Raw genomic sequence first — 21,628 nt, 5'->3', positions numbered from 1 at the left:
TCGATGAGCCAGAACGCGCCGTGACGGGAAACCTTCCAATCTTTGCCAGATCGCCAGAAAGAGCGACGGGAAGACGATCCGCGAGAACCGGACCTTCCGAGATCACAAGACTGCAAAAGCCTGGCTCCGCCAACGTGAAGCCGAGTTGAATGACCCGAAAACATTCAAGGCCGCCACCCAAGACGTAAAGACTTTGGGTGACGTCGCCTACAACAATGTTGTATCCACTACAACAAAGCCTGAAAAAGGCAACAATGCGGTACAACAAGTTACAACATATGGAAGCCCTCAAACCCACAGAACTCTACGGAAAAGCCCAGAACGCAAGGGCTCGCGTCATGTCCGTCGCGCCCATGATGGACTGGACGGACCGGCATTGCCGGTTCTTCCATCGCCAGCTGACGCGCCGGGCGCTGCTTTATACCGAGATGGTGGTGGCAGATGCTGTCATCCATGGTGCGCGTGAGCGGCTGCTTGGCTTTGACGAGACCGAACATCCGGTCGCGCTCCAGCTCGGCGGCTCCGATCCGCAGAAACTGGCCGAGGCGGCGCGCATCGGCGAGGCGTTCGGTTATGACGAGATCAACCTCAATGTCGGCTGCCCGTCGGACCGCGTCCAGTCGGGCACGTTCGGCGCCTGCCTGATGAAGGTGCCTGACCTCGTCGCCGACTGTGTTGCGGCGATGAAGGCCGCGGTAAAGATCCCGGTGACCGTAAAATGCCGCATCGGCGTTGACGAGCAGGATCCCGAGCCCGCGCTCAACGCGCTGACCGACGGCGTGTTCGCGGCTGGCGCCGACGCGCTCTGGGTGCACGCGCGCAAAGCCTGGCTGGAGGGGCTGAGCCCGAAGGAAAATCGCGATATCCCGCCGCTCGACTATGACAGGGTCTATCGTCTCAAAGCGGGAAAACCGAATAAATTCATCGGCATCAATGGCGGTATTCAATCGCTCGATGAGGCTGCCCGTCACCTCGACCATGTCGATGGCGCCATGCTTGGCCGCGCCGCCTACCACACGCCGGGCATTCTGGCGGGCGTCGATGCAGCGTTTTATGGGAATGAACCCGGCGCATTCGATTTTGCCGCGCTGATTGATACGATGGCCGACTATGCCGCGCGCCATATCGCGCAGGGCGGCCGGCTCGGCCACGTCACCCGCCACATGGTTGGGCTGTTCCACGGCCTGCCTGGCGCGCGCCGCTTCCGGCAGATTCTGTCGACCGACGCAACGAAACCCGGTGCGGGACCGGATGTGCTGAAGGCAGCGTTCGCTGCCGTCGATTTCGACCGTGTTGAAAAGGCCGCTTGAGCGGTTCAGTCGCGCAAAATCATCCGGTCGCCGCGCACGTCGAAACCCGACAGCGAGCCTATAAAATTCATGCCGAGCAGGCTCTGGCTGAGCGTGCCAGGGGCTGCGACCATGACCTGCATGTTCTTGCGTACGATGCCACCGATCGCCAGTTCGTCGGTGCGCACCGACGCCGCGCGCGCCATGCCGTTGGCGGTCGAGACCGGGACGGTGAAGCTCAATGCTGCCGGGTTGAAGCCGGCGGCTTGCGCGTCTTCGGCCGTCAGCACCGTGCTGGTCGCGCCGGTGTCGACCACGGTTCGGATCGGCGCACCGTTAATGGTGATGCGGGCTTCGAAATGGCCGCTGTCGGCCTTGTCCAGGGTCACGGTCGCATGGCCGTCCTCAACGCCCAGCGCCAGCGGGCTGCCGGGAACGAGGCCGGCCGTCACCCGGCTGGCGAAATCCTGCAACTCGTAGCGGTACTGGTAGCCGGCGACGAGCGCCAGCACGATCACGGCCCACGTGCCGAGATTGCGGGCCATGGCGCCGAGCGGCCTGCCGGATCGGATGAGGCCGGCGCTGACCAGCACGCCGATCGCCCCCAGCCAGACTAGCCGGCTGAAATCGAAGTTCTCGATGCCGAACGTGCTGCCGGCGTCATTGTTGACCATCAGCAGCACCAGCCCGATGCCGATTGCCGCCATCACGATCCAGAACAGTCGGTTCATTGGGGCTGCCGTTTCACGAGAGGACGTCGCGCTCGCGCGCCATGCGGGTGCGGCGTGTTTCCCGGCGCGGCCGGCGCTCGACCGTTTCCAGCCGGGCCGGCAATTCAGCCATGACGTCGCGACGGGTTTCCGGCGTCATGCCCAACCAGGCGCCGATTTCATCGCGCGTGCGGCCGCAACCGAAACAGAAGCCGGTTTTCATGTCGATCGAACAGACCAGGATGCACGGGGATTCGATGGCCGTCATGATGTTCTCTTGGGGATTCTCTTTGGAGATCCCTTGCCTCGCTTCCACATGGTGCAACGGCAAAGCCAATGCAAGCCCTCCGGATTTCGCCGCCGGCAGCTGCTTTTGCGGCACGGCCCAGTGTTGCGGCTTGGTGGTTGTGCCACCCGCGCAAGGCGGCTATGCCGCTTGGCAATTCATCGGACGAGCACCGACGCCATGACCAGCGCACTGCCTTTTGACGATTTCCGCGATCTGCTGGCGAACCTGCCGCCGGCTGACGAGACGCCCGAAGCGCGCGTGCGCACGCTGTTTGCCAAGGCTGACAAGCCGGCGGGCTCGCTCGGCCGCATCGAGGACATCGCGGCCTGGCTTGCCGCCTGGAGCGGGCGCGCGCCGCCGGCGGTGAACCGGCCGCTGGTGGCGATCTTCGCCGGCAACCATGGCGTCACCCGTCACGGCATTTCGCCGCGCGCTGTCGCGGCGACGGCCAATGGTGTCGAGCTTTGCGCCGCCGGTGGTGCTGCGATCAACCAGGTTTGCATCGCCAACGACCTCGGCCTCAAGGTGTTCGACCTGGCGCTGCACATTGCGACCGCCGATATCACCGAGGACGCGGCCCTCGATGAGCGCGGCTGCGCCGCCACCATGGCCTTCGGCATGGAAGCCATCGCCGGCGGCGCCGACCTGATCTGCCTTGGCGATCTCGGCGTCGGCAACTCCACCGTCGCGGCAGCCTTGTGCGCGGCCCTGTTCGGCGGCAGCGGCGCCGACTGGGTCGGTCCGGGATCGGGTGCAGACGCGGCCATGCAGGCGCGCAAGGCGGGAGTGGTCGATGCAGCCCTTGCCTTCCACGGCGCTGCTCTCAAGGACCCGCTGGAGGCACTGCGACGCGTGGGTGGCCGTGAGTTCGCTGCCATCGCCGGCGCCATAATCGCTGCCCGGATGCAGAAGATGCCGGTGCTGCTCGACGGCTTTGCCGCGACCGCCGCCGCCGCTGTGCTGCACGCAGCCAATTCCACTGCGCTCGACCATTGTCTGCTGGCCAGCCTGTCGCCGGAGCCCGGCCAAAGGCGCGCCGCCGAGCGGCTCGGCCTCAATCCGCTGTTCGATCTCGGCGTCAGCCACGGCGAGGGGGTGGGGGCAGCGCTGGCCGCCGGCCTGGTCAAGGCCGCCGCGCTTACCAGTTCGGGCATGGCCGCAGCGGTCAAAGGCTAAGCGACTCCGGCGATCAGCGCCGCCGCGCCGCCGCAGCCACCGTATTGGTCGGCAGGGCCGGCAATTCCTCCATCACCCGGCTGAGCGGGAAGATGGCGATCGCCTCTGTGCCTTCACGCAATTTGGACTGAAGTTCGAATTCACCGCCATGCATGGCGAGCAGGCCCTGGACAATCGGCAGCCCGAGCCCGGTGCCCTGTTCGGCGCTCTTGATGGCGATCGAGCCCTGGCCGAAGGCTGACAGCACGATCGGGATTTCGTCTTCCGGAATGCCCGGCCCGTTGTCCTTGACCGAAATGTATTGGCCGCCGCCCGCCGTCCAGCCGACGCGCACACGAACTTCGCCGCCGGTGGCGGTGAATTTGATGGCGTTGGACAGAAGGTTGAGGATGATCTGACGCACCGCGCGTTCGTCGGCAAAAAGGCGCGGCAAGGCGGTTTCAAAATCCTGGACCATGCGGATGTCCTTGTTGCGCGCCTTCAGCTCCATCATGTGGCAGCAATCTTCGGCGATGTTGAGCAGCATCACCGGCTCCTCGTTGAGCTGGTAGCGGCCGGCCTCGATGCGCGACAGGTCGAGGATTTCGTTGATCAGGTCGAGCAGATGCTGGCCGGAATCGTGTACGTCGCGGGCGTAGTCGCGATAGGTGGGGTTGCTCATCGGCCCCAGCACCTCATTGGCCATCACTTCCGAAAAACCGAGAATGGCGTTGAGCGGGGTTCTCAACTCATGGCTCATCGAGGCAAGAAAGCGCGACTTCGCCAGATTGGCGTCTTCGGCCCGCCGACGGGCTTCGTCCGACATCGATTTCGCTGTCTCCACCTCGGCGAGCAGCGCGTCAGTTTCGGAGCGGAACGACAACAACATCAGCGACGATTGGTTGAGATGGCGCGCGATGTAGGCGAAGAACGGCAGCGCCGCGACCAGCAGTGCGACCATCATCGTCTCGACCGACATCCACAGTTTTGATTCGGCATAGGCATAGACCGCCACCGGAATGACGAAGGTGGCGAGCAGCGAGCCGCGCAAGGACGACGCCGTAATGGCGGTCGCGGCCATTGCCAGCAGCAGCACCATCGCCTTGATCACCGGGAAATAATCGATCTGGCAGGCGGCACAGCCGAGCCAGGCGAACCAGGCCCAGCCGAGGCCGCACAGCGAATGGCCGATCAGAAAAACCCGGCGTGTCACTAAAGGGTCGAGTTCGGCCGCTTCGGTGCGTTCGACGCGCCGCGCCATGAAGGCAACGATCGAATAGCAGATCAGCGTGAACAGCGCCCAGATGCTGATCTGCTTGTCCATGCCCGCCAGCAGCCCGCTCGCCGCGATCACCAGCACCAGAAGCGGAATGACGGTCGCACGTCCCATCATGGCGCGCGCATGCAGCCTCAGGAGCTCGCGGTCGAAGTCGAGATTGCCGACCTGTTGCGAAAGACGGTCGCGAGTCTTGCGCACCGCGCGCGCCACATCGCTGTTGCGGTGCGGTTTCCTGCGGTCCACAATGAATTTATCCGCTGTGTTCGAGCGTAGCAGAGGCATGGAAACTTCAATTTATGCGCGCAGCGATCTTAATTCGTTAAGCTACGTTCGAATGATTAAGAGACTGTTTGCCATATGAGCCGTTCGTGGTCGCCAAGGCCGCGCCGGCGATACTATCCGCCGCCACCGCGAAGCCTGTGGCGCAAGACGCTGGACTACGGGCTGACGATCATCCTGCTCGGCCTGCTGATCCTGGTCGCAGCGCGGCTCGACCGCTTCGAGACGCGCAAGGCGGAGGGCGCTGCGATCGTCAATGACGGCGATTCACTCACGCTTGGCACTGAGCGCATCCGCATGCGTGGCATCGATGCTCCGGAATACCGGCAGATATGCCGCAAGGACGGCGCCGACTATGCCTGCGGCAGGCTGGCGCGGCAGGCGCTGGTGCGGCTGATATCCGGCAATCCGGTGACCTGCAGCGGCTGGCAGCGCGACCGCTACGGCCGCCTGCTCGGCGACTGCAAGGCCGGCGGCAAGGACCTCAACCGGGCCCAGGTCGAGGCCGGCTGGGCCATTGCCTATGGCGACTACGAAAGCGAGCAGGCCGTTGCCCGCGCCGGCAAGGCCGGCATCTGGGCCGGCACCTTTGATGCCCCGCAGGACTGGCGCGAAAGCCACCATGAGGGACCGGCCGAAAGACGGCACGGCACGCTGGCTTCGATCGGCGACGCCTTGCGCGAAATCTTTCGCTTCTGGTGAGGACCGCGCCATGTCCTATAGTCTGTCGGCAAGATCGGGAGGATTGAGATGAAACTGTTTGACGGTGGCCGCGCCCCCAATCCGCGGCGTGTCAGGGTCTTCCTAGCCGAGAAAAGCATTGAGGTGCCGCTGGTGCCGGTCGACATGGGCGCAATGGGTCACAGGCAGGAGCCGGTCAGTTCGCGCAACCCGCTGCAGCGCTTGCCGGTGCTCGAACTCGACGACGGCAGCATCATCACCGAGTCCGTCGCCATCTGCCGCTATTTCGAGGAACTGCATCCAGAGCCGCCACTGTTCGGGCAAGGCGCGCTCGGCAAGGCAAAGGTCGAGATGTGGCAAAGGCGCATGGAGCTCAATCTGCTCAGTTGCGTCGCTCAGGCCTTTCGCCACATCCATCCAGCGATGAAGGAGTGGGAAATTCCGCAAATTCCTGAGTGGGGCGAGGCCAACAAGACGAAAGCGGTCGAGTTCCTGAACCTGCTCGACACCGAACTGGCAAACCGGGAATTCGCCGCCGGCGATAGCTATTCGATTGCCGACATCACCGGCATGATCGCCATCGATTTCATGAACCCGGCGCGCATCAAGGTACCGGACGAGTGCACCAATGTGCTGCGCTGGTATGCGGCAGTCTCCAGCCGGCCGAGCGCCTCTGCCTGAGATGGAGACGAACCTCGAACGCTTGACGGCAAAGATCCGCGCCTGCCGCATCTGCGTCGACAATCCGGTGGGTCGGCCGCTGCCGCACGAGCCGCGTCCGGTGCTGCTGCCCTCATCCAGCGCCCGTATCCTGCTTGCCAGCCAGGCGCCGGGCACCAAGGTGCATTTATCCGGCATGCCGTTCACCGACGCCTCAGGAGACCGTTTGCGCAGCTGGCTGGGTGTCAGCGCGGGCGAATTCTATGACACGGAAAAATTCGCCATCGTGCCGATGGGTTTTTGCTTTCCCGGCCAGGATGCCAAGGGCGGCGACCTGCCGCCGCGCCGCGAATGCGCGCCGACCTGGCGCGCGCCGCTGATGGCGCTGATGCCGCAGATCGATCTCGTGCTGACCGTCGGCTCCTACGCGCAGGCCTGGCATATGGGCCCGGCTCGCCGGGCGTCACTGACTGAAACCGTGATGAACTGGCGCGCCATCTGGGACGCTGCGGTAGGTCCCAAAGTGCTGCCGCTACCGCATCCGTCATGGCGCAACACAGGCTGGCTCAAACAGAATCCGTGGTTTGAAATGGATTTGCTGCCCTTCCTGAGATCGGAAATCCGCTATCGCACTGCTTAAGCTTTAAGCAAGATATCACTCGCTTTTGTGCCATTCGGCAGAATTTCTTTCTTGTGAAAGGCCTAAATAAGAGGGAGTATAGCCAATCTATTCCCAAAGCGCGCCGCGCCCGAGGGAACGCGGCCTGCACCAGGGAGCACCTCAATGGATCGCCTCGACAGAAAAATTCTCCGCCTCCTGCAGGAGGACGCGACGCTCGCGGTTGCCGATGTCGCCAAGAAAGTCGGCCTGTCGACGACGCCCTGCTGGCGCCGCATTCAGAAGCTCGAGGAAGAGGGCGTCATCAAGCGGCGCGTCGCCATTCTCGACCATGAGAAGGTCAATGTACGCGTCACGGTCTTCGTGTCGATCCGCACCAATTCGCACAGCCATGAATGGCTGCGCCGCTTCTCCGAAGTCATCCAGGAATTTCCCGAAGTGGTCGAGTTCTACCGCATGAGCGGCGACGTCGACTATCTCCTGCGCGTGGTGGTGCCCGACATCGCCGCCTACGACGCCTTCTACAAGCGGCTGATCGCCAAGATCGAGATCCGCGACGTGTCGTCGTCCTTCGCCATGGAGCAAATCAAATACACGACCGAAATGCCGCTGGACTACATGGTGCTGGACAAGGAATCGGGCGCCAACGCTGCTTGAGGCTCAACCCGCTAGTTCTTCTTTTTGTTAAGAAAACTCCACGGCGAGTTGACCGGCAGCGTTATCGTGTCCGGCACGGTGTCGACAGCCACCACCTCGGCCTTGCGCACGGTATAGCCGGACTGGATGATGCTGACGCCGTCGAGAATGAAAAGCTGGCTCTTCTCCATGCCGGGCTGCAAGGCGCCGGTCACGGCAACTGATTCATAGGCTTCCGACATCTTGTAGGGATGGGCCGGCGTCACCAGCACGATCTGGTTCGGCGGCGGCGTCGGCATGTGGCTGCAGGCGCCCGTCCACGGCACCAGAAGGAATTGGTAGACGAGGTCGCCGTCGCGGTCGACCGGCAATGCATAGCCGGATAATTGTATCGTCTTGTCCTGCAGATTTGTAGACAGAGTCTCGCCATGATCGGGCAGTTTTGCGGCGATCATCGGCAGGCCGGCATCCTCGGCCACCGCTTGTGTGGCCGGACGCAGATCCTTCCAGAAGATGTGCGCGGTTTGGCCCGACGCGTTGGTAGCGATGAACGCCAACAACGCGGCTGCAAGCGCCGGGGTCGATTTGAGAGGACTGCTCATTCGTTGCTTCCTTTGGGCAGAAGTAAAGACGCCGTGGCCGATCGCGTCAACGCTTGAGCCGCATCACATGTCTGCGGGAGCCGGCCATGCCGATCTCATGAAACCCGCGAACGGCAAACATGTCGCGAAATCCCATGAAACGGTAGCTCGGCGATGCCGGGTCGACGGGGTAGGCCTCGATCGTGCTGGCGCCCTTGGCAAAGGCGTGATCGATGGCGGCGTCAAGCAGCGCTGCCGCCAGCCCGCCGCCGCGCAGCTCTCTTGGAACATAGAAGCAGACGATCGACCAGATGCCGGTCTCGCCACCGTCCTGGTGCGACGACAAATTGCGGTAGGTCTGGCGTGGCGCGACCGAGCACCAGCCGACAGTCTTGCCATCGAGCTCGGCGAGAATGCCGACCGGCGTCCGGCGTCGACGAGCGCCATCATGGCCCGTTTCAGCTCGGTGCTCTGGACGTGCTCGCGGCGGCCGGGCAGGGGCCGCCAGGCCATGCACCAGCAATATTTCGGGCCGCCCTGCGCTTCGAAGAGCCCCTCGAAATCAGTTCGCGTCTTTCGCGTCACCGCGCTGAACCGGACTTTGTCCAGGTCAGGCTTTTCTGGCGGCGATCCGCTCGAGCGTCTTGGCATTGCTCAGTTCCCGCACCGCGTCCTTGCCGATCCAGCGCGCTGTCTTGTCCGGTGACATAGCGAGCTTCTGCGCGACGGAAAGGGCAGCGCCATGCATCTCCATCGAGCGCTTGCCGATCGAACGAAGCGCCCAGTTTACCGCCTTCTTCACGAAATTGCGGCCATCGGTGGCGTGCGCTTCAATGATCGGCAGGAAGCCGAGGAAAGTCGCTACCGGCTCTTGCTTCCGGTGAACGACAGACCAGGCCATCATGGCAAAGGCCGTGCGTCGAACGAACTCCCGTTCGTCCGCCGCGAACTCTTCGATCAGTTCCTTCCAGGCGTCCGTGTCGACGAAGAGATCGGAGACGCCGTCAACGACATCCCAGGAATCGAAGGACGCTGCCCATTGCCTTGCATCCGCTGCGGAAAAGCGCTTCGGGTCGGCCGTGACGGAAGCGATGAACTGCGCCTCCGTGATGCCGGTCTGCCAAAGCTCGAAGGCTCGCTCGTGGTTGCGCTTGATCTTCCTGGCGATCTGCCGCTGCATGCCATGCGAAATGCCGAGCGCCCGCTCGATCTTGATGCCATAGCGCAGCATGCCGCGGCGATTTTCTTCCGAGCCGATCGACCGCAAATGCGCGACAATCTCGTCGGCGCTGGATTGGGGCGAAAGCTCGGTCATCCCAGCTTATTTCTCCAGGCGCGCCAGCAACGACGACGTGTCCCAGCGCTTGCCGCCCATCGCCTGCACATCCTTGTAGAACTGGTCGACGAGGGCGGTCACCGGCAGTTTGGCGCCATTGCGGTCGGCTTCATCGAGGCAGATGCCGAGATCCTTGCGCATCCAGTCGACGGCAAAGCCGAAATCATACTTGCCGGCATTCATCGTCTTGTGGCGGTTCTCCATCTGCCAGGAACCGGCCGCGCCCTTGGAGATCACCTCGATCACCTTCTCGATGTCGAGCCCGGCCTTCTTGCCAAAATGAATGCCTTCGGCCAAGCCCTGCACCAGCCCGGCAATGGTGATCTGGTTGATCATCTTGGTGAGTTGGCCCGCGCCGGACGGCCCCATCAGCCCGACCATGCGGGCAAAGGCATCGATGACCGGTTTGGCCTTGTCGAAAGCGCTCTCCTCGCCGCCGACCATCACCGTCAGCACGCCATTTTCCGCGCCTGCCTGGCCGCCGGAGACCGGCGCGTCGAGGAAGGAAAAGCCGGCCTTTTCAGCGGCTTCGGCCAGTTCGCGCGCGACCTCGGCCGACGCCGTGGTGTTGTCAATGAAAACGGAGCCTTTCTTCATCGCGGCGAACGCGCCCTTGGCCCCGGTCGTTACCGAGCGCAGGTCGTCGTCATTGCCGACGCACGAGAAGACGAAATCCTGACCCTCTGCCGCCTCTGCCGGTGTCATGGCGAACTTGCCGCCGTGCTGGGCCACCCATTGCTCGGCTTTCGCGGCAGTGCGGTTGTAGACGGTGACCTCGTGGCCGCCTTTGTTCCTGAGGTGCCCGGCCATGGGATATCCCATCACGCCCAGACCAAGAAATGCCACAGATGCCATAGGTTTGCCCTTCAGATGGAAAGCGAAATTTGCTGCGAAAGCTCTAGGCTCTGCGCGCAATTCGTCAAGACGCGCGTGAGCCGACTGACTGGCACAGCCTATCGAGACCAGTCAGCGCTTCAGATGTACGGTGATGCGGCGTTCGATCCATTCGACGCCGTGGCGCAGGATCTCGACCATCACCAGATAGACGATGGCGACCCAGACATAGGCCTGGAAGTCGAAGGACTTGGCATAGGCGAGCTTTGCATTGCCCATCAGATCGTAAACCGTGATGATGGCGACGATGGCCGAAGCCTTGATCATCAGCACGAGCTCGTTGCCATAGGGCCTGAGCGCCACGATGATCGCCTGCGGCAGGATGACCTTGCGCAGCGTCTGCAGCTTGTGCAGGCCAAGCGAGGCCGCACCCTCCCACTGGCCCCTTGGCACGCTCTCGATGGCGCCGCGCAGGATCTCGGCCTGGTAGGCGGCGGTGTTGAGCGCAAAGGCGAACACGCCGCAATTGAACGCGTCGCGGAAGAACCACCATAGTCCGACGGTTTCCATCTGCACCCGGAAAGAGCCCAAGCCGTAATAGACGAGATAGACCTGGACGAGCAGCGGGGTGCCGCGGAAGAAATAGACGTAGCAATAGGCAAGCCCGGACAACCACCGGTTATTCGACATGCGGGCGTAAGTGACCGGCAGCGAAAATAGTGCGCCGAGCACCATCGAGATGGCCACCAGCAACAGCGTGGTTTCCAGCCCCTGCAGATAGGCTGGCGCATATCGGGCGAAGAACTCACCATTCCAGGCATAGATCAGATAGGCGACGATGCCGATGCCGAAGAGGATCCAGAAACCGACCAGCGAGTAGCCGATGATGCGGGCGCGCGGCCAGCCGCGGGCGCGGGGCGGCGGCCGTTCGACGGCGGTGATTTCGGCAACGCTCATCGTGCCTCCCTCCGCCCGAGCGAGCGCAAGATGAAACCGGTGGCGATCGACGATAGGATCGCCAGGATGAGAAAGACCATCGCCGCAACGCTGTAGAACAGGAAGGCATGCTTGGTAACGCGGGCCGCGACGCCGGCGTTGCGCAAGGTCTCCGCCAGATTGACGACCGAAACCAGCGCCGTGTCCTTGAGCAGGCTCAGCCAGCAGTTCTCGAGGCCCGGGAAAGCGATGCGCAGCAGTTGCGGCAGGATCACCTTGCGCATGGTCTGCCATTTCGACAGCCCGATCGCATAGCCGCCCTCATACTGGCCCTTGGGAATGGCGCGAAAGGCCGAAAGGAAGACCTCGCTGGAATAGGACGAGAAGATCAGCGACAAGACAATGAGGCCGGCGAGGAAGCTGTCGACATCGACCGTCGCCTCGGGCCTGAACAGCCGGATGACGTACTGAAGCAGGATCGGCATGCCGAAGAAGAACAGGAACAGCGTCACCAGTTCCGGCAAGCCGCGGAAGACGGTGGTGTAGATATTGGCGGCAAGCCGCAGCGACGGTTCTTCGGACTGTTTGGCCCAGGCGACGAAAAAGCCGATCGTCAAGCCGATGGGCAGTGTCGCCAGTGCAAGCGCGATGGTGACCAGTGCGCCATAGGCAATATCGTCAATCCAGCCATCGGGTCCCCAACTCAGAAGTATCCATATGCTCTGGCTTGGCATTGACGGGCCTTGTCTCCACGGCGATCAGAGATGAGGAAGGCGGCGGGGAAAAACCCCGCCGCTGTTGACCACAGTGATCAGGACTCGGCGCCGTAAACGTCGAACTTGAAATACTTGTCGTTGATTTCCTTGTATTTTCCGTTCTTGCGAATGGCAGCGATCGCGTCGTTGAACTGCTTGACGAGATCGGTCTCGCCCTTGCGCACGGCGATGCCGGCGCCCGGCCCAAAAATCTCGACCGGCTGCGGCGAAGGCTGGCCTAGAATCTTGCAGCAGGCGCCGTCGGGCGAATCCAGGAACTGCTGCAACACGACAATATCGTCCTGGATCGCGTCGAGACGCCCATTGGCGAGATCGGCCTGCTCCTCGGGGCTGCTCGGATAGCCCTTGACCGTGCTGTCCGTATAGGTCTTCGAGGCGTAGTTGAAATGCGTCGTGGTGGTGGCGACGCCGATCGTCTTGCCGGCGAGGTCTTCCTTGGTAACGCCCTTAAGTGTCGAGTCCTTCGGCACAGCCAGCGCCGAGGGGGTGTTGTAGTATTTGTTGGTGAAGTCGACCTTTTCCTGACGCTCCGGCGTGATCGACATCGAGGCGACGATGGCATCGAACTTGCCGGCCTGCAGTGCCGGGATGATGCCGTCCCAATCCTGGGCGACGAAGGTGCACTTGACCTTCATCTCGTCGCAGAGCGCCTTGGCGATGTCGATGTCGAAGCCGACGAGCTGGCCGTCGGAGGTCAGATTGTTGAATGGGGGGTAGGCGCCTTCGGTGCCGATTCTCAGGGTCTTTTCCTGAGCCTGGGCGACGCCGAGCGTCAGCAGCGCAGCCGATGCGGCGAGCGCGATACGCAGTGCAATACGCATGATAGTCCTCTCTTTATGGCTCCCGGCCGTCGTTCCGAAACGGCTCTGTGGGGCGGTGCTTTTGACCGCCCGCTGGCGCGATACTCCCACTGTTTTCGGGACAAAAGCAACAGTAAAACCGTTGCTTGCGGGATTTGCAGGTCCAGCCAATGCTGACGCCGGGTCAGACAATGGAACCGCTCAGGAGACCGGCTGAATCGGGCTCGGGCAGGGGCGTCAGGTTTTGAGGCCGGTGGCGCGCTCGATGAAGTCGGCTATCGATCCCGTGTCGTTGAGATCGAACACCGGCAGGCTTTCGCCGGCGACCGCGAAGTCGGCGGCGATCGCTACGATATGGCCGTCGTTTGCCGAGAGCGGCGACCGATCCTTGGCGTCGAGCCGCCGGGTCTCGATCTTGCTGTGCGCCTCGCGCTTGTAGCCTTCGACCAGCACGATGTCGCACGGTGCAAGCCGCGACAGGATCGTCTCCAGCCTCGGCTCGTCCTCACCGCGCAGTTCGTGCATCAGCGCCCAGCGTGTGCCAGACACCACCGCGACTTCGGTGGCGCCCGCCTGGCGGTGGCGAAAAGAGTCGGCGCCCGGCTTGTCGATGTCGAACTCGTGATGGGCGTGTTTTACAGTCGACACCGTCCAGCCCCGAGCGACCAGTTCGGAGACCAGCTTCTCAGTCAATGTGGTCTTGCCGGAATTCTTCCAGCCGGTGATGCCGAATATGTTCATGGCGCGATGCTCTGCAACAGACGCTCGGCCACCGCAAGATCGTCTGGGGTATTGATGTTGAAGAACGGGTCGAACTGACCGCCGTCAGCCGCCAGCAGCGGAAACTCCACCTCGATAGAGTCGTGGCGCTCGATGAAGGCGGAGACTCGCCTGTTGTCCTCGTCGACCAGGAAACGGCGCAAGGCCTGACGCAGCCCGAGCGGCCACAGCGCGAAGGTCGGATGCCGCCTGCCGCTGGAACTGGCAACCGCGATCGAGCCCGCCCGACTGGCTGCGGCGGTGGCCAGCCTCGTGACCAGATCGACCGGCAGGAACGGCGTGTCGCCGGCGGCCGTCACCAATGCCTCGGAGGCATCGTTTGCTGCCGCCCATTCGAGGCCGGTAAGGACCCCTGCCAGCGGTCCGGCATGGGCTTCGACCGTATCGGCGAGAACCGAAAGCCCGGACGCCGCAAAGCGTGCCGGATCGCCATTGGCGCTCAGCACCAGCGATCCGACCTGCGGCGCAAGGCGGGCAACGACATGGTCGAGCAACGGACGCCCACCAAGGGCGAGCAAGGTCTTGTCGCCGCCGCCCATGCGCCGTGACAGGCCTCCGGCCAGGATGATCCCTGCAATGTCTCGGCTCATGGCCCTATATGCCGTCCGGCGCCATGTCGGGTCCAGCGCTTTCGGCGGCGGGCTTTTGCCGGCCGACGACCCGCTCGCGATAGAGCGCGTAAAGACCGGAGCCGATGATGATGGCGGAGCCGACGATCATCGGGACGTCGGGGATATCACCGAAGATTCCGAGGCCCAGCAAGATCGACCACAACAGCGCGGTGTAGCGGAACGGCGCGACGAAGGAGATGTCGCCGGCGCGCATCGCCATGATGATGAACTGGTAGCCGATCAGCACCAGCACCGCCGCTAATGCCAACAGTGCCGTGCCTTTACCCGACATCGGTGTCCAGCCGCCCATCGGCGACAGCAGGAGTGCGCCGACGATGGTCATGGCGATCGCGGTCGCTGTCGACACCAGCAATGTGGGGATAGCCTGCGGGATGCGCTTGGTGGCGAGATCGCGCACAGCACAACAGGCGACGCTGACGAGTGCGTATAGCGAATAGACGCTGAACCCTTCGAAGCCTGGCCGCACGATGATCATCACGCCGACGAAGCCCACGGCGATCGCCAGCCATCGCCGCCAGCCGACGCCTTCACCGAACACAAGGGCTGCCCCCATCGTCACCGCCAGCGGCAGCGCCTGCAGCACTGCCGAGACATTGGCGATCGGCAAATGCGCCAGCGCAACGAGGAAGGCGACGGTGGCGCCGGCCTCGCCGACGACGCGCAGCGCCACCAGCGGCTGCAGCATCGAGCCCGGTCGTTTGAGCGCGCCTTGCTGCCAGGCGAGCAGGCCGACGAGCACCGACGCAAAGGCGCTGCGCACCAGCATGACCTGCGCCATGTTCATCGATTCCGACGAGAACTTGGTGATGGCGTCGTTAAGGGTGAAGCCGATCATGGCCACCATCATGAACAGCGCACCGCGAAGATTTGGGGAAAGAGGCAAGGGCGTTACCGGTTTTGCACGGGATCAAGCCTGTAGCAGCCGGCGGCAAGACAGCAACGTCAAAGAAATAGGCCACGGACTTTCATCCGTGGCCTGCAAAATCCTCGAGAGAGGGCCGGTCAGGTGACCCGCAGCCTCATTTCGGCGTCAGCACCTCGGTGCCGCTGCCGTTCTTGCCGGCGATGGTCCACAGGCCGTGCAGCGAGCCGTCATCCTCTACCTTGTAGACGACGAGGCCGATTTCCTCGCCCATGACATAGCCGGCGGAGAAGGCATTGTCGTTGCGCATGCAGATGCCGTCCGAGGACGACCCGCCCGTCTCCCAGTGGATGGTGCAGGTGGTCTCGCTGGTCAGCGTGATGGTGGCCTCGCCGCCATATTTCGAGCCGTCGAAGTTGGTGCCGGCGACGGTGTAGGTGCCGCCGATCGACTGGGCCGAAGCCGGCGCGACTAAAAATCCAAGCATTGCAAGTGAAATCAGAACGGTGCGCATGTCGTATTCCCCCAAAGACGAGCGAAGAGCCGCTATAGGCCGAAATTTAAGGCGGAACGCGATGGCGGTAAATCGGGTTTGCAGATTGGAGGAAGGTTTATTCCCAGTGCGACCCGGATGCCTCGTGCAGGCTGCGGGCGATGGCGCCGATCAGTGGATCATATTTCGCCTTGAGCGACGCTGGATATTCGATCCGGACGGTATGGATGACATCCTTTCTTCCGAATACGCTTCTCGCATAAAAGATCTTGTCGCCCTTGGTGCCGGAGACAACCACCCAGTTCTTGCCGGTCTTGCTGTAGGTGACTGTGTAGCCTGGCTCGGTGCTGGCTTTTTCCTCGTCCACAATACTATCGGGCGTATTGTCCAAGGCATTGTAGCTGCCGTAACAGGCAAGGCTGGCGCCGTCGGCGCTAAGCCATTGTTGCCCGTCGCCATTATCTGGCTCGGGCATGCGTTTGCTGAAAATGTTTTCCGGGACGGCGCACACGGTACCGAAGCGCGCATTGATGTAGGTGAAAGGCTTCGCGGTCGCGGTTGTTGTGATGACCGTCACCAACGACAGAACCGCAGCCAGCGACGACAAACCGGTACGACAAACACGCAGCATGGGACCTCCTTGGCCTGCGACCAAAGACACTCCTTGCACCAAATCGCGGAAGAAATCAGCCGCCAGTGACGCTCATATGCCTGGACACCGAGGGGCGGCTGGTGCGGCGGTCGATGATGAAATCATGGCCCTTCGGCTTGCGACCGATCGCTTCATCGATGGCGGCAGCGACCAGTTCGTTGCCTTCTGACGCGCGCAACGGCGCGCGCAGGTCGGCGGCATCCTCCTGGCCCAGGCACATATAGAGCGTGCCGGTGCAGGTCAGCCGCACGCGGTTGCAGCTTTCGCAGAAATTATGCGTCATCGGCGTGATGAAGCCGAGCCGGCCGCCGGTCTCGGCGACGTGGACATAGCGGGCCGGGCCGCCGGTCTTGTAGGGAATGTCGCTCAGCGTGAACTGGCGTTCCAGCGAGGCGCGCAGCAGGGACAGCGGCAGATACTGATCGGTGCGGTCGGCATCGATCTCGCCCATCGGCATGGTTTCGATGACGGTGAGGTCCATGCCGCGACCATGCGCCCAGCGCATCATCTCCGGCAGTTCGGCGTCGTTGAAATCCTTCAGCGCAACGGCATTGAGCTTGATCTGAAGGCCGGCCGCCTGCGCGGCATCGATGCCTGCCATAACCTTCCCGAGATGGCCCCAGCGGGTGATGGCGTGGAACTTGTCGGCATCCAGCGTATCCAGCGAGACATTGATGCGCTTGACGCCGCAATCGGCGAGTTCGGCGGCAAAACGCGACAGCTGCGAACCGTTGGTGGTCAACGTCAGCTCTTCCAGCGCGCTGCTTTTCAGGTGCCGCGACAGCTGGCGAACCAGATGCATGATGTTCTTGCGCACCAGTGGCTCGCCGCCGGTAAGGCGCAGTTTGCGCACGCCCTTTTCGATGAAGACGGTGCAGAGCCGGTCGAGTTCCTCGAGCGACAGCAAGTCCTTCTTGGGCAGGAACGCCATGTCCTCGGCCATGCAATAGGTGCAGCGGAAATCGCAGCGGTCGGTGACCGACACGCGCAAGTAGCTGATCGTGCGCCCGAAAGGATCGATCATGTTCATGCGTCAAGCGTTTCCAATGGCTGCGAGTGGCGCCGTTATATACAGCTATGTGATACGAACCAACCCGCCATTCAAGATAGCGGCTCTTGATCTTTGGTAACATTCCCTGGCCGACATCCGATGTCGGCCACGTCCAAATGGCCTTTTCCGGCCGCGCGAAGCAGCGTAGGGAAGGGCGGATTGAGGCAGGATTGAAAACGATGACGGCGCCGAAGGAACTCCGGGTCTCTAAGGACAGAAAGCTGCTGTCGGTCACCTTTCCCGATCATCGCCCGTTCGAACTGCCGGCCGAGCTGCTACGCGTCGCATCGCCCTCGGCCGAAGTGCAGGGCCACTCGCCGGACCAGCGGGTGACGGTGCCGGGCAAGCGCAACGTCACTATCCTGAAGATCGAGCCGGTCGGCAATTATGCCGTGCGCATCACCTTCGACGATTTCCACGACACCGGCATCTTCACCTGGAACTATCTGCATACGCTCGGCCACGAAAAGGACGAGCGCTGGAATGCCTATCTCGCCGAACTCCAGGAGAAGGGGCTGAGCCGCGACCGCTAGTTCGTCGCTGTCGTCAAAACGTCATTGATTGGGAGTAGCGCCGGCAAAGGTTCGGAGACGGAATAAATGTCTGAGATCACATCGGTTGAACAACTCGAAGCGCTCTACGGTCTGCCCGGCGAAGCGTCGACGGTCAAGGAACTCGACCATGTCATCCCCGAATATGCCGCCTTCATCGAAGCCTCGCCCTTTGTCGCGCTGGCGACGAGCGGGCCGGAAGGGCTCGACTGTTCGCCGCGCGGCGATCTCGCCGGCTTCGTGCGCATCCATGATCCGAAGACCCTGATGATGCCGGACCGGCGCGGCAACAATCGCGCCGATTCGCTGAAGAACATCATCAGGGATCCGCGCGTCGGGCTGCTGTTCCTGGTGCCGGGCTCGGGCACGACGCTGCGTGTCAACGGCCGCGCCCGCATCACCACTGACGCCGCGCTTTGCGCCTCTTTCACCGTCGAAGGCAAGCCGGCGCGCTCGGTCACTGTGGTCGATGTCGATTCGGTCTATTTCCAGTGCGCCCGCGCCATCGTCCGCTCCGAGCTGTGGAACCCGGCAAAGCATGTCGACCCGAAATCTCTGCCCACGCCCGGAAAAATCCTGGAAGTCACCAGCCGCAAGAACATTGACGGCGAAACCTACGACAAGGAATGGCCGGAACGGGCCAAGAAGACGATGTGGTGAGCGGGCCTAGTACGCGGCGCTATTGCCCCAACTTGACGAACAGCACAGACCCTATTTTGTCGCCCAGTTGCGCAAGGATCATCGTGTCGTTCGAGGCCCAAATGAACGGCTCCTGGCCGCAACAGACTGTGGGGAACAATCCTCCGCCGATAAGCAACCGGGCCGGCTTGCCGGGCGCCTCGGCGAGAAACAGGCCGCCGGGCATATCGGCGTTCTTTCTGTCGTAAGTGATGTAGGCAAGCGCCGACCCTTTCGGCGACCAAGCTACCCCGACGACGTTCTGGGCATGATCGACAGGCACGATCTTGCCGCTGGCGAGATCGATGACCTTGGCGTCGACGCCGCTGGCAGTTCGCCCGAGCAGCAGCAGGAACTTCCCGTCGGCCGAAAAAGCCATGCCAGCCGGCTGGCCGGCGTCAATCGTGGAAGCGATGCGCTTTGGCGTCGCTTCGCCGAGGTTCAAGAGATAGATGCCGGCCTTGTCGGGATTGTCCTTGTCCGCCAGGCTATAGGCGACCTGCTTGCCATCCCCTGACACCGTCATCGCCCAAACCTGGAATTTGCCCTTGGCGGTGATTTCGAACGCAAGTTGCGGATCGCCGCCATCGGCCTTGATCGTCATCAGGCTTGTCGAAGCGCCCTGCGTGAAGCCACCTGCGGGGATCGCGCAGCGCACGAAGACAATGGTGTTGCTGTCGATCCAATGGGCGAGGAGGTCCAGGTTCGCCGGCCCCTTGCCTTTCAGGATGCTGCCGTCAAAATTATCCTCGGTCAAATTCCTGACGGCAAATGTCGTCGGATCGACAAGCCGAATGTCGGTGTCGCGGAAAGCTAGCAATGCATTGGTGTATGTCGGCATCAGCAACTGGCTGCCGGATGGCGACCAGAACATGTCGGCCGCTTCGCCCGGTCGGTTTTCGGGTGTGGATTGCGCGCAGCCGATTTTTGCCCAAGGCCCGACCTGAGACGGAGCCAGCAGGCAGAACTCGGGGTCGTTGAGGTGAAGCACCCGGCTGCCGTCGGGTGAAAGCAGTGCCGCCTTCTGGCCCGCACTGGTCCACATGTTTTCGATGACCCTGGTGTCGAGGACACGATATCCCGCGTAATCCTGTGCGGCCGCAGGCCCGCACAGAGCCGCAACGATGCCAGCGACAAGCATGGAAAAACTGCGCAGAGTGAGATGCATATCGATCCGCCCTCAGACGAAATGCAAGAGCATGATCCTGGATCATGCCCCGGCTGCTCAGGTATCCTTCAGAACATCGTAGATCTTGCGCATCTGATCGCCGATCATGTCGCATTGTTCCGGCGTCGATTGGCTCATCGCCTTCTCGATCAGCGCCATATGCACCTTCAGCGCCTTCATCAAAAGGTCCGTGCCGGCCTCGGTCAGCGTCAGCCGCAGCACGCGCTTGTCCTTCTCGTCGCCTTCGCGGCGCAACAGGCCACGCGCCTCCAGTTGCGGCAACAGCATGGTAATGTTGGAGCGGCCGACCAGCAGTTTGCGGGCGAGATCGTGTTGCGACATGCCGGGATGGCGATAGAGGTTCATCAGCACGTCGAGCTGCGCCGGCTTCAAGTCCAGCGGCGCCAGCTTCATCACCAACGCGCGCTCCAGCACATGGCAGGCGCGCGCCACCGCGACCCAGTTGCGGAAGCGCGGGTTGTCCCAGGGCAGGTCTTGTTTAATGTTCATGTTTGAACTATTATGTTCATGCTTGAACGGAATGGATGGATCGCCACTATGGCATCATTTGGACTGAAGGTCATCCGGGGCGTGTTCGGCGCCGCCGAGCATGTGGCGCCACGCCTGAGCGGCCGCGCCGCCTTCGAACTGTTCTGCCGCACGCCGAGCGTGAAGGCGCTCAGCGACGGCGAGCGGCGCGCGGTCGACCGTGCGGCGGGCTTCATGGCCGAGGCGCGCCACCATCGGCTGAAGACCAGGAACGGCTGCGTCATGGTGCACGAATTCCGGCCCGACCCGGGCAGGGCGTCCGCCGGCACAGTGCTGGTTATCCATGGTTGGCGCTCGCGCACCGAATATATGCGCGCGCTGATTGAAGGCTTTCGCAATGCCGGTTACAGGGTCGCCTCGCTCGACCTGCCGGGCCACGGCCAGTCACTGGGCCGCCATCTCAACATGGTCAACGCGGTCGAAGCGGTAAAGGTCGCTGGTGAATGGTTCGGGCCGTTCAAGGCGATCGTCGGCCATTCCTTCGGCGGCGCTGTTGCCGCCAATGCCATTGCCGGTTCGATCAGAGGGATCCAACCGGTGGCGGCTGAACAACTGGTGCTGATCGCCGCACCCAGCTCCTTGCCGGCAATCTTCGCCGACTTCAGCCGCATGCTCAATGTCGGCCCGCGTTCGCAGGTCTCCATGGCCAATCAGGTGAAGCGGCTATCCGGCAGGCCGCTCAACGAATTCACCGGCGACCGCCAATTGGCCGAAGCGCCGGTGCCGACGCTGGTTATCCACGCGCCCGATGACCGCGAGGTTTCTGCCGACCATGCCAAACGCTACGCCGGCGCGGGCAGCCATGTGCGGCTGCATTGGGCCGACGGGCTCGGCCACCGCCGCATTCTCGCCGACAAAGGCGTCGTCGAGCGCGCCGTGACCTTTGTTAGAAGTGAACGCGAGCCGATGCTGCATTGATCGAGACGTCGGCGAAATGAGCTAGCCCCTCTTCCTGCCGCCCGGCTCGACCGGCAATCCGGCCGCCTTCCAGGCGGTGTAGCCGCCGAGTATGTGCTTGACCGGCGACAGCCCCATATCCTGCGCCGTCTTGGTGGCCAGCGCCGAGCGCCAGCCGCCGGCGCAGAAGAAAACAAAGCTCTTGCCCGAGGCGAAGAACGGCTTGTGGTAGGGGCTTTCGGGATCGATCCAGAATTCCAGCATGCCGCGGGTGACATGCTTGGCGCCGGGAATTTGGCCATCCCGCTCCACCTCGCGAGGGTCGCGCAGATCGACAAAGATGGTGTCCTCATCGTCGAGCAGCCCGGCCGCTTCTTCCGGCGACACCACCTCGATCTCGGCATTGGCCTCGTCGAGCAACTCGCGATACCCTTTTTTCACGAACAATTCCTCCC

General features: G+C 62.7%; 28 protein-coding genes. 9 read left to right on the top strand and 19 right to left on the bottom strand.

Features of this window, described 5'->3' with window-relative positions; translation table 11 throughout:
* Nucleotides 1-278: 278 nt before the first annotated feature.
* A complete protein-coding gene (gene dusA, locus ACWGTI_RS09930; RefSeq protein ID WP_454586956.1) occupies nucleotides 279-1,310 on the top strand; it encodes a tRNA dihydrouridine(20/20a) synthase DusA in 1,032 nt (343 codons plus the stop codon).
* A gap of 5 nt (nucleotides 1,311-1,315) precedes the next feature.
* Here the strand turns inward: dusA and ACWGTI_RS09925 are convergent, their stop codons facing one another.
* Complete coding sequence (locus ACWGTI_RS09925; protein ID WP_454586955.1) at nucleotides 1,316-2,020, bottom strand: TIGR02281 family clan AA aspartic protease; 705 nt, start codon at nucleotides 2,018-2,020, stop codon at nucleotides 1,316-1,318.
* A gap of 13 nt (nucleotides 2,021-2,033) precedes the next feature.
* Nucleotides 2,034-2,267, bottom strand: coding sequence for a DUF1289 domain-containing protein (locus ACWGTI_RS09920; RefSeq protein ID WP_454575072.1), 234 nt, complete (start codon nucleotides 2,265-2,267; stop codon nucleotides 2,034-2,036).
* Between the two features lie 198 nt (nucleotides 2,268-2,465).
* Between ACWGTI_RS09920 and ACWGTI_RS09915 the strand changes: the two genes are divergently transcribed.
* Nucleotides 2,466-3,464, top strand: coding sequence for a nicotinate-nucleotide--dimethylbenzimidazole phosphoribosyltransferase (locus ACWGTI_RS09915; RefSeq protein WP_454586954.1), 999 nt, complete (start codon nucleotides 2,466-2,468; stop codon nucleotides 3,462-3,464).
* A 13-nt stretch (nucleotides 3,465-3,477) separates the two neighbouring features.
* Here the strand turns inward: ACWGTI_RS09915 and ACWGTI_RS09910 are convergent, their stop codons facing one another.
* Nucleotides 3,478-5,004, bottom strand: coding sequence for a sensor histidine kinase (locus ACWGTI_RS09910; protein ID WP_454586953.1), 1,527 nt, complete (start codon nucleotides 5,002-5,004; stop codon nucleotides 3,478-3,480).
* 75 nt (nucleotides 5,005-5,079) lie between these two features.
* On the opposite strand from ACWGTI_RS09910, the gene ACWGTI_RS09905 reads away from it, so the two are divergent.
* The 4 genes from ACWGTI_RS09905 (at nucleotide 5,080) to ACWGTI_RS09890 (ending at nucleotide 7,618) form a co-directional block, all read left to right on the top strand.
* Nucleotides 5,080-5,703 carry a thermonuclease family protein gene (locus tag ACWGTI_RS09905; protein WP_454586952.1) on the top strand — a complete coding sequence of 208 codons (624 nt, stop codon included), beginning with the start codon at nucleotides 5,080-5,082 and terminating at the stop codon, nucleotides 5,701-5,703.
* A 48-nt stretch (nucleotides 5,704-5,751) separates the two neighbouring features.
* Entirely contained in the window at nucleotides 5,752-6,363 is a 612-nt protein-coding gene (locus tag ACWGTI_RS09900) for a glutathione S-transferase (protein WP_454586951.1), read from the top strand.
* Between the two features lies 1 nt (nucleotide 6,364).
* Nucleotides 6,365-6,982: a uracil-DNA glycosylase family protein gene (locus tag ACWGTI_RS09895; RefSeq protein WP_454586950.1), complete on the top strand. Its 618-nt coding sequence runs from the start codon at nucleotides 6,365-6,367 to the stop codon at nucleotides 6,980-6,982.
* 144 nt (nucleotides 6,983-7,126) lie between these two features.
* Nucleotides 7,127-7,618: an Lrp/AsnC family transcriptional regulator gene (locus ACWGTI_RS09890; RefSeq protein WP_006333679.1), complete on the top strand. Its 492-nt coding sequence runs from the start codon at nucleotides 7,127-7,129 to the stop codon at nucleotides 7,616-7,618.
* Between the two features lie 11 nt (nucleotides 7,619-7,629).
* On the opposite strand, the gene ACWGTI_RS09885 is transcribed toward ACWGTI_RS09890, so the two are convergent.
* The 13 genes from ACWGTI_RS09885 to moaA all read right to left on the bottom strand — a co-directional run bounded on the left by ACWGTI_RS09885 (nucleotide 7,630) and on the right by moaA (nucleotide 17,309).
* Nucleotides 7,630-8,199, bottom strand: coding sequence for a DUF3299 domain-containing protein (locus ACWGTI_RS09885; protein ID WP_454586949.1), 570 nt, complete (start codon nucleotides 8,197-8,199; stop codon nucleotides 7,630-7,632).
* A 46-nt stretch (nucleotides 8,200-8,245) separates the two neighbouring features.
* A complete protein-coding gene (locus tag ACWGTI_RS09880) occupies nucleotides 8,246-8,695 on the bottom strand; it encodes a GNAT family N-acetyltransferase (protein ID WP_454587313.1) in 450 nt (149 codons plus the stop codon).
* A gap of 93 nt (nucleotides 8,696-8,788) precedes the next feature.
* Nucleotides 8,789-9,493, bottom strand: coding sequence for a DNA alkylation repair protein (locus tag ACWGTI_RS09875; protein WP_454586948.1), 705 nt, complete (start codon nucleotides 9,491-9,493; stop codon nucleotides 8,789-8,791).
* Between the two features lie 6 nt (nucleotides 9,494-9,499).
* Nucleotides 9,500-10,369 carry an NAD(P)-dependent oxidoreductase gene (locus ACWGTI_RS09870; protein WP_454586947.1) on the bottom strand — a complete coding sequence of 290 codons (870 nt, stop codon included), beginning with the start codon at nucleotides 10,367-10,369 and terminating at the stop codon, nucleotides 9,500-9,502.
* A 111-nt stretch (nucleotides 10,370-10,480) separates the two neighbouring features.
* Nucleotides 10,481-11,305: an ABC transporter permease gene (locus ACWGTI_RS09865; RefSeq protein ID WP_454586946.1), complete on the bottom strand. Its 825-nt coding sequence runs from the start codon at nucleotides 11,303-11,305 to the stop codon at nucleotides 10,481-10,483.
* A complete protein-coding gene (locus tag ACWGTI_RS09860; RefSeq protein ID WP_454586945.1) occupies nucleotides 11,302-12,018 on the bottom strand; it encodes an ABC transporter permease in 717 nt (238 codons plus the stop codon). The genes ACWGTI_RS09865 and ACWGTI_RS09860 overlap by 4 nt, the downstream gene beginning before the upstream one ends.
* A gap of 77 nt (nucleotides 12,019-12,095) precedes the next feature.
* Nucleotides 12,096-12,881 carry an ABC transporter substrate-binding protein gene (locus tag ACWGTI_RS09855; RefSeq protein WP_454575084.1) on the bottom strand — a complete coding sequence of 262 codons (786 nt, stop codon included), beginning with the start codon at nucleotides 12,879-12,881 and terminating at the stop codon, nucleotides 12,096-12,098.
* A 216-nt stretch (nucleotides 12,882-13,097) separates the two neighbouring features.
* Nucleotides 13,098-13,601, bottom strand: coding sequence for a molybdopterin-guanine dinucleotide biosynthesis protein B (mobB, locus tag ACWGTI_RS09850; RefSeq protein WP_454586944.1), 504 nt, complete (start codon nucleotides 13,599-13,601; stop codon nucleotides 13,098-13,100).
* Nucleotides 13,598-14,230, bottom strand: a complete 633-nt coding sequence (mobA, locus tag ACWGTI_RS09845; protein WP_454586943.1) for a molybdenum cofactor guanylyltransferase MobA — start codon at nucleotides 14,228-14,230, stop codon at nucleotides 13,598-13,600. The genes mobB and mobA overlap by 4 nt, the downstream gene beginning before the upstream one ends.
* Nucleotides 14,231-14,234: 4 nt before the next feature.
* Complete coding sequence (locus ACWGTI_RS09840; protein WP_454586942.1) at nucleotides 14,235-15,155, bottom strand: DMT family transporter; 921 nt, start codon at nucleotides 15,153-15,155, stop codon at nucleotides 14,235-14,237.
* A gap of 136 nt (nucleotides 15,156-15,291) precedes the next feature.
* Nucleotides 15,292-15,648 carry a hypothetical protein gene (locus ACWGTI_RS09835; protein WP_454586941.1) on the bottom strand — a complete coding sequence of 119 codons (357 nt, stop codon included), beginning with the start codon at nucleotides 15,646-15,648 and terminating at the stop codon, nucleotides 15,292-15,294.
* 97 nt (nucleotides 15,649-15,745) lie between these two features.
* A complete protein-coding gene (locus tag ACWGTI_RS09830) occupies nucleotides 15,746-16,258 on the bottom strand; it encodes a hypothetical protein (protein WP_454586940.1) in 513 nt (170 codons plus the stop codon).
* Nucleotides 16,259-16,313: 55 nt separating this feature from the next.
* Nucleotides 16,314-17,309 (bottom strand): GTP 3',8-cyclase MoaA, encoded by a 996-nt coding sequence (gene moaA / locus ACWGTI_RS09825; protein WP_454586939.1) that lies wholly within the window; start codon nucleotides 17,307-17,309, stop codon nucleotides 16,314-16,316.
* Between the two features lie 200 nt (nucleotides 17,310-17,509).
* Between moaA and ACWGTI_RS09820 the strand changes: the two genes are divergently transcribed.
* The gene (locus ACWGTI_RS09820; protein ID WP_454575091.1) at nucleotides 17,510-17,863 is read left to right on the top strand and encodes a gamma-butyrobetaine hydroxylase-like domain-containing protein; all 354 of its coding nucleotides are present in this window, start codon (nucleotides 17,510-17,512) and stop codon (nucleotides 17,861-17,863) included.
* A gap of 66 nt (nucleotides 17,864-17,929) precedes the next feature.
* Nucleotides 17,930-18,541, top strand: a complete 612-nt coding sequence (locus tag ACWGTI_RS09815) for a pyridoxamine 5'-phosphate oxidase family protein (RefSeq protein WP_454586938.1) — start codon at nucleotides 17,930-17,932, stop codon at nucleotides 18,539-18,541.
* A gap of 19 nt (nucleotides 18,542-18,560) precedes the next feature.
* Here ACWGTI_RS09815 and ACWGTI_RS09810 read toward each other — a convergent pair whose 3' ends face one another.
* A complete protein-coding gene (locus ACWGTI_RS09810; RefSeq protein ID WP_454586937.1) occupies nucleotides 18,561-19,727 on the bottom strand; it encodes a TolB family protein in 1,167 nt (388 codons plus the stop codon).
* 57 nt (nucleotides 19,728-19,784) lie between these two features.
* On the bottom strand, nucleotides 19,785-20,237 hold the full coding sequence (locus tag ACWGTI_RS09805) for a MarR family winged helix-turn-helix transcriptional regulator (RefSeq protein ID WP_454586936.1): 453 nt from the start codon (nucleotides 20,235-20,237) through the stop codon (nucleotides 19,785-19,787).
* 48 nt (nucleotides 20,238-20,285) lie between these two features.
* Here ACWGTI_RS09805 and ACWGTI_RS09800 point away from each other — a divergent pair, with 48 nt between their 5' ends.
* Nucleotides 20,286-21,194 (top strand): alpha/beta hydrolase, encoded by a 909-nt coding sequence (locus ACWGTI_RS09800; protein ID WP_454586935.1) that lies wholly within the window; start codon nucleotides 20,286-20,288, stop codon nucleotides 21,192-21,194.
* Between the two features lie 21 nt (nucleotides 21,195-21,215).
* Here ACWGTI_RS09800 and ACWGTI_RS09795 read toward each other — a convergent pair whose 3' ends face one another.
* Nucleotides 21,216-21,614, bottom strand: coding sequence for a rhodanese-like domain-containing protein (locus ACWGTI_RS09795; protein ID WP_454586934.1), 399 nt, complete (start codon nucleotides 21,612-21,614; stop codon nucleotides 21,216-21,218).
* Nucleotides 21,615-21,628 lie beyond the last annotated feature (14 nt).

This window comes from Mesorhizobium sp. ArgA1 (assembly GCF_053714375.1).
This window is presented reverse-complemented; position numbering and strand designations above follow the sequence as displayed.

What these genes read in the sequence shown, in the direction of transcription:
- dusA (WP_454586956.1), top strand. Translation starts at nt 279, where the DNA reads ATGGAAGCCCTCAAACCCACAGAACTCTACGGAAAAGCCCAGAACGCA.
- ACWGTI_RS09925 (WP_454586955.1), bottom strand. Translation starts at nt 2,020, where the DNA reads ATGAACCGACTGTTCTGGATCGTGATGGCGGCAATCGGCATCGGGCTG.
- ACWGTI_RS09920 (WP_454575072.1), bottom strand. Translation starts at nt 2,267, where the DNA reads ATGACGGCCATCGAATCCCCGTGCATCCTGGTCTGTTCGATCGACATG.
- ACWGTI_RS09915 (WP_454586954.1), top strand. Translation starts at nt 2,466, where the DNA reads ATGACCAGCGCACTGCCTTTTGACGATTTCCGCGATCTGCTGGCGAAC.
- ACWGTI_RS09910 (WP_454586953.1), bottom strand. Translation starts at nt 5,004, where the DNA reads ATGCCTCTGCTACGCTCGAACACAGCGGATAAATTCATTGTGGACCGC.
- ACWGTI_RS09905 (WP_454586952.1), top strand. Translation starts at nt 5,080, where the DNA reads ATGAGCCGTTCGTGGTCGCCAAGGCCGCGCCGGCGATACTATCCGCCG.
- ACWGTI_RS09900 (WP_454586951.1), top strand. Translation starts at nt 5,752, where the DNA reads ATGAAACTGTTTGACGGTGGCCGCGCCCCCAATCCGCGGCGTGTCAGG.
- ACWGTI_RS09895 (WP_454586950.1), top strand. Translation starts at nt 6,365, where the DNA reads ATGGAGACGAACCTCGAACGCTTGACGGCAAAGATCCGCGCCTGCCGC.
- ACWGTI_RS09890 (WP_006333679.1), top strand. Translation starts at nt 7,127, where the DNA reads ATGGATCGCCTCGACAGAAAAATTCTCCGCCTCCTGCAGGAGGACGCG.
- ACWGTI_RS09885 (WP_454586949.1), bottom strand. Translation starts at nt 8,199, where the DNA reads ATGAGCAGTCCTCTCAAATCGACCCCGGCGCTTGCAGCCGCGTTGTTG.
- ACWGTI_RS09875 (WP_454586948.1), bottom strand. Translation starts at nt 9,493, where the DNA reads ATGACCGAGCTTTCGCCCCAATCCAGCGCCGACGAGATTGTCGCGCAT.
- ACWGTI_RS09870 (WP_454586947.1), bottom strand. Translation starts at nt 10,369, where the DNA reads ATGGCATCTGTGGCATTTCTTGGTCTGGGCGTGATGGGATATCCCATG.
- ACWGTI_RS09865 (WP_454586946.1), bottom strand. Translation starts at nt 11,305, where the DNA reads ATGAGCGTTGCCGAAATCACCGCCGTCGAACGGCCGCCGCCCCGCGCC.
- ACWGTI_RS09860 (WP_454586945.1), bottom strand. Translation starts at nt 12,018, where the DNA reads ATGCCAAGCCAGAGCATATGGATACTTCTGAGTTGGGGACCCGATGGC.
- ACWGTI_RS09855 (WP_454575084.1), bottom strand. Translation starts at nt 12,881, where the DNA reads ATGCGTATTGCACTGCGTATCGCGCTCGCCGCATCGGCTGCGCTGCTG.
- mobB (WP_454586944.1), bottom strand. Translation starts at nt 13,601, where the DNA reads ATGAACATATTCGGCATCACCGGCTGGAAGAATTCCGGCAAGACCACA.
- mobA (WP_454586943.1), bottom strand. Translation starts at nt 14,230, where the DNA reads ATGAGCCGAGACATTGCAGGGATCATCCTGGCCGGAGGCCTGTCACGG.
- ACWGTI_RS09835 (WP_454586941.1), bottom strand. Translation starts at nt 15,648, where the DNA reads ATGCGCACCGTTCTGATTTCACTTGCAATGCTTGGATTTTTAGTCGCG.
- ACWGTI_RS09830 (WP_454586940.1), bottom strand. Translation starts at nt 16,258, where the DNA reads ATGCTGCGTGTTTGTCGTACCGGTTTGTCGTCGCTGGCTGCGGTTCTG.
- moaA (WP_454586939.1), bottom strand. Translation starts at nt 17,309, where the DNA reads ATGAACATGATCGATCCTTTCGGGCGCACGATCAGCTACTTGCGCGTG.
- ACWGTI_RS09820 (WP_454575091.1), top strand. Translation starts at nt 17,510, where the DNA reads ATGACGGCGCCGAAGGAACTCCGGGTCTCTAAGGACAGAAAGCTGCTG.
- ACWGTI_RS09815 (WP_454586938.1), top strand. Translation starts at nt 17,930, where the DNA reads ATGTCTGAGATCACATCGGTTGAACAACTCGAAGCGCTCTACGGTCTG.
- ACWGTI_RS09810 (WP_454586937.1), bottom strand. Translation starts at nt 19,727, where the DNA reads ATGCATCTCACTCTGCGCAGTTTTTCCATGCTTGTCGCTGGCATCGTT.
- ACWGTI_RS09805 (WP_454586936.1), bottom strand. Translation starts at nt 20,237, where the DNA reads ATGAACATTAAACAAGACCTGCCCTGGGACAACCCGCGCTTCCGCAAC.
- ACWGTI_RS09800 (WP_454586935.1), top strand. Translation starts at nt 20,286, where the DNA reads ATGGCATCATTTGGACTGAAGGTCATCCGGGGCGTGTTCGGCGCCGCC.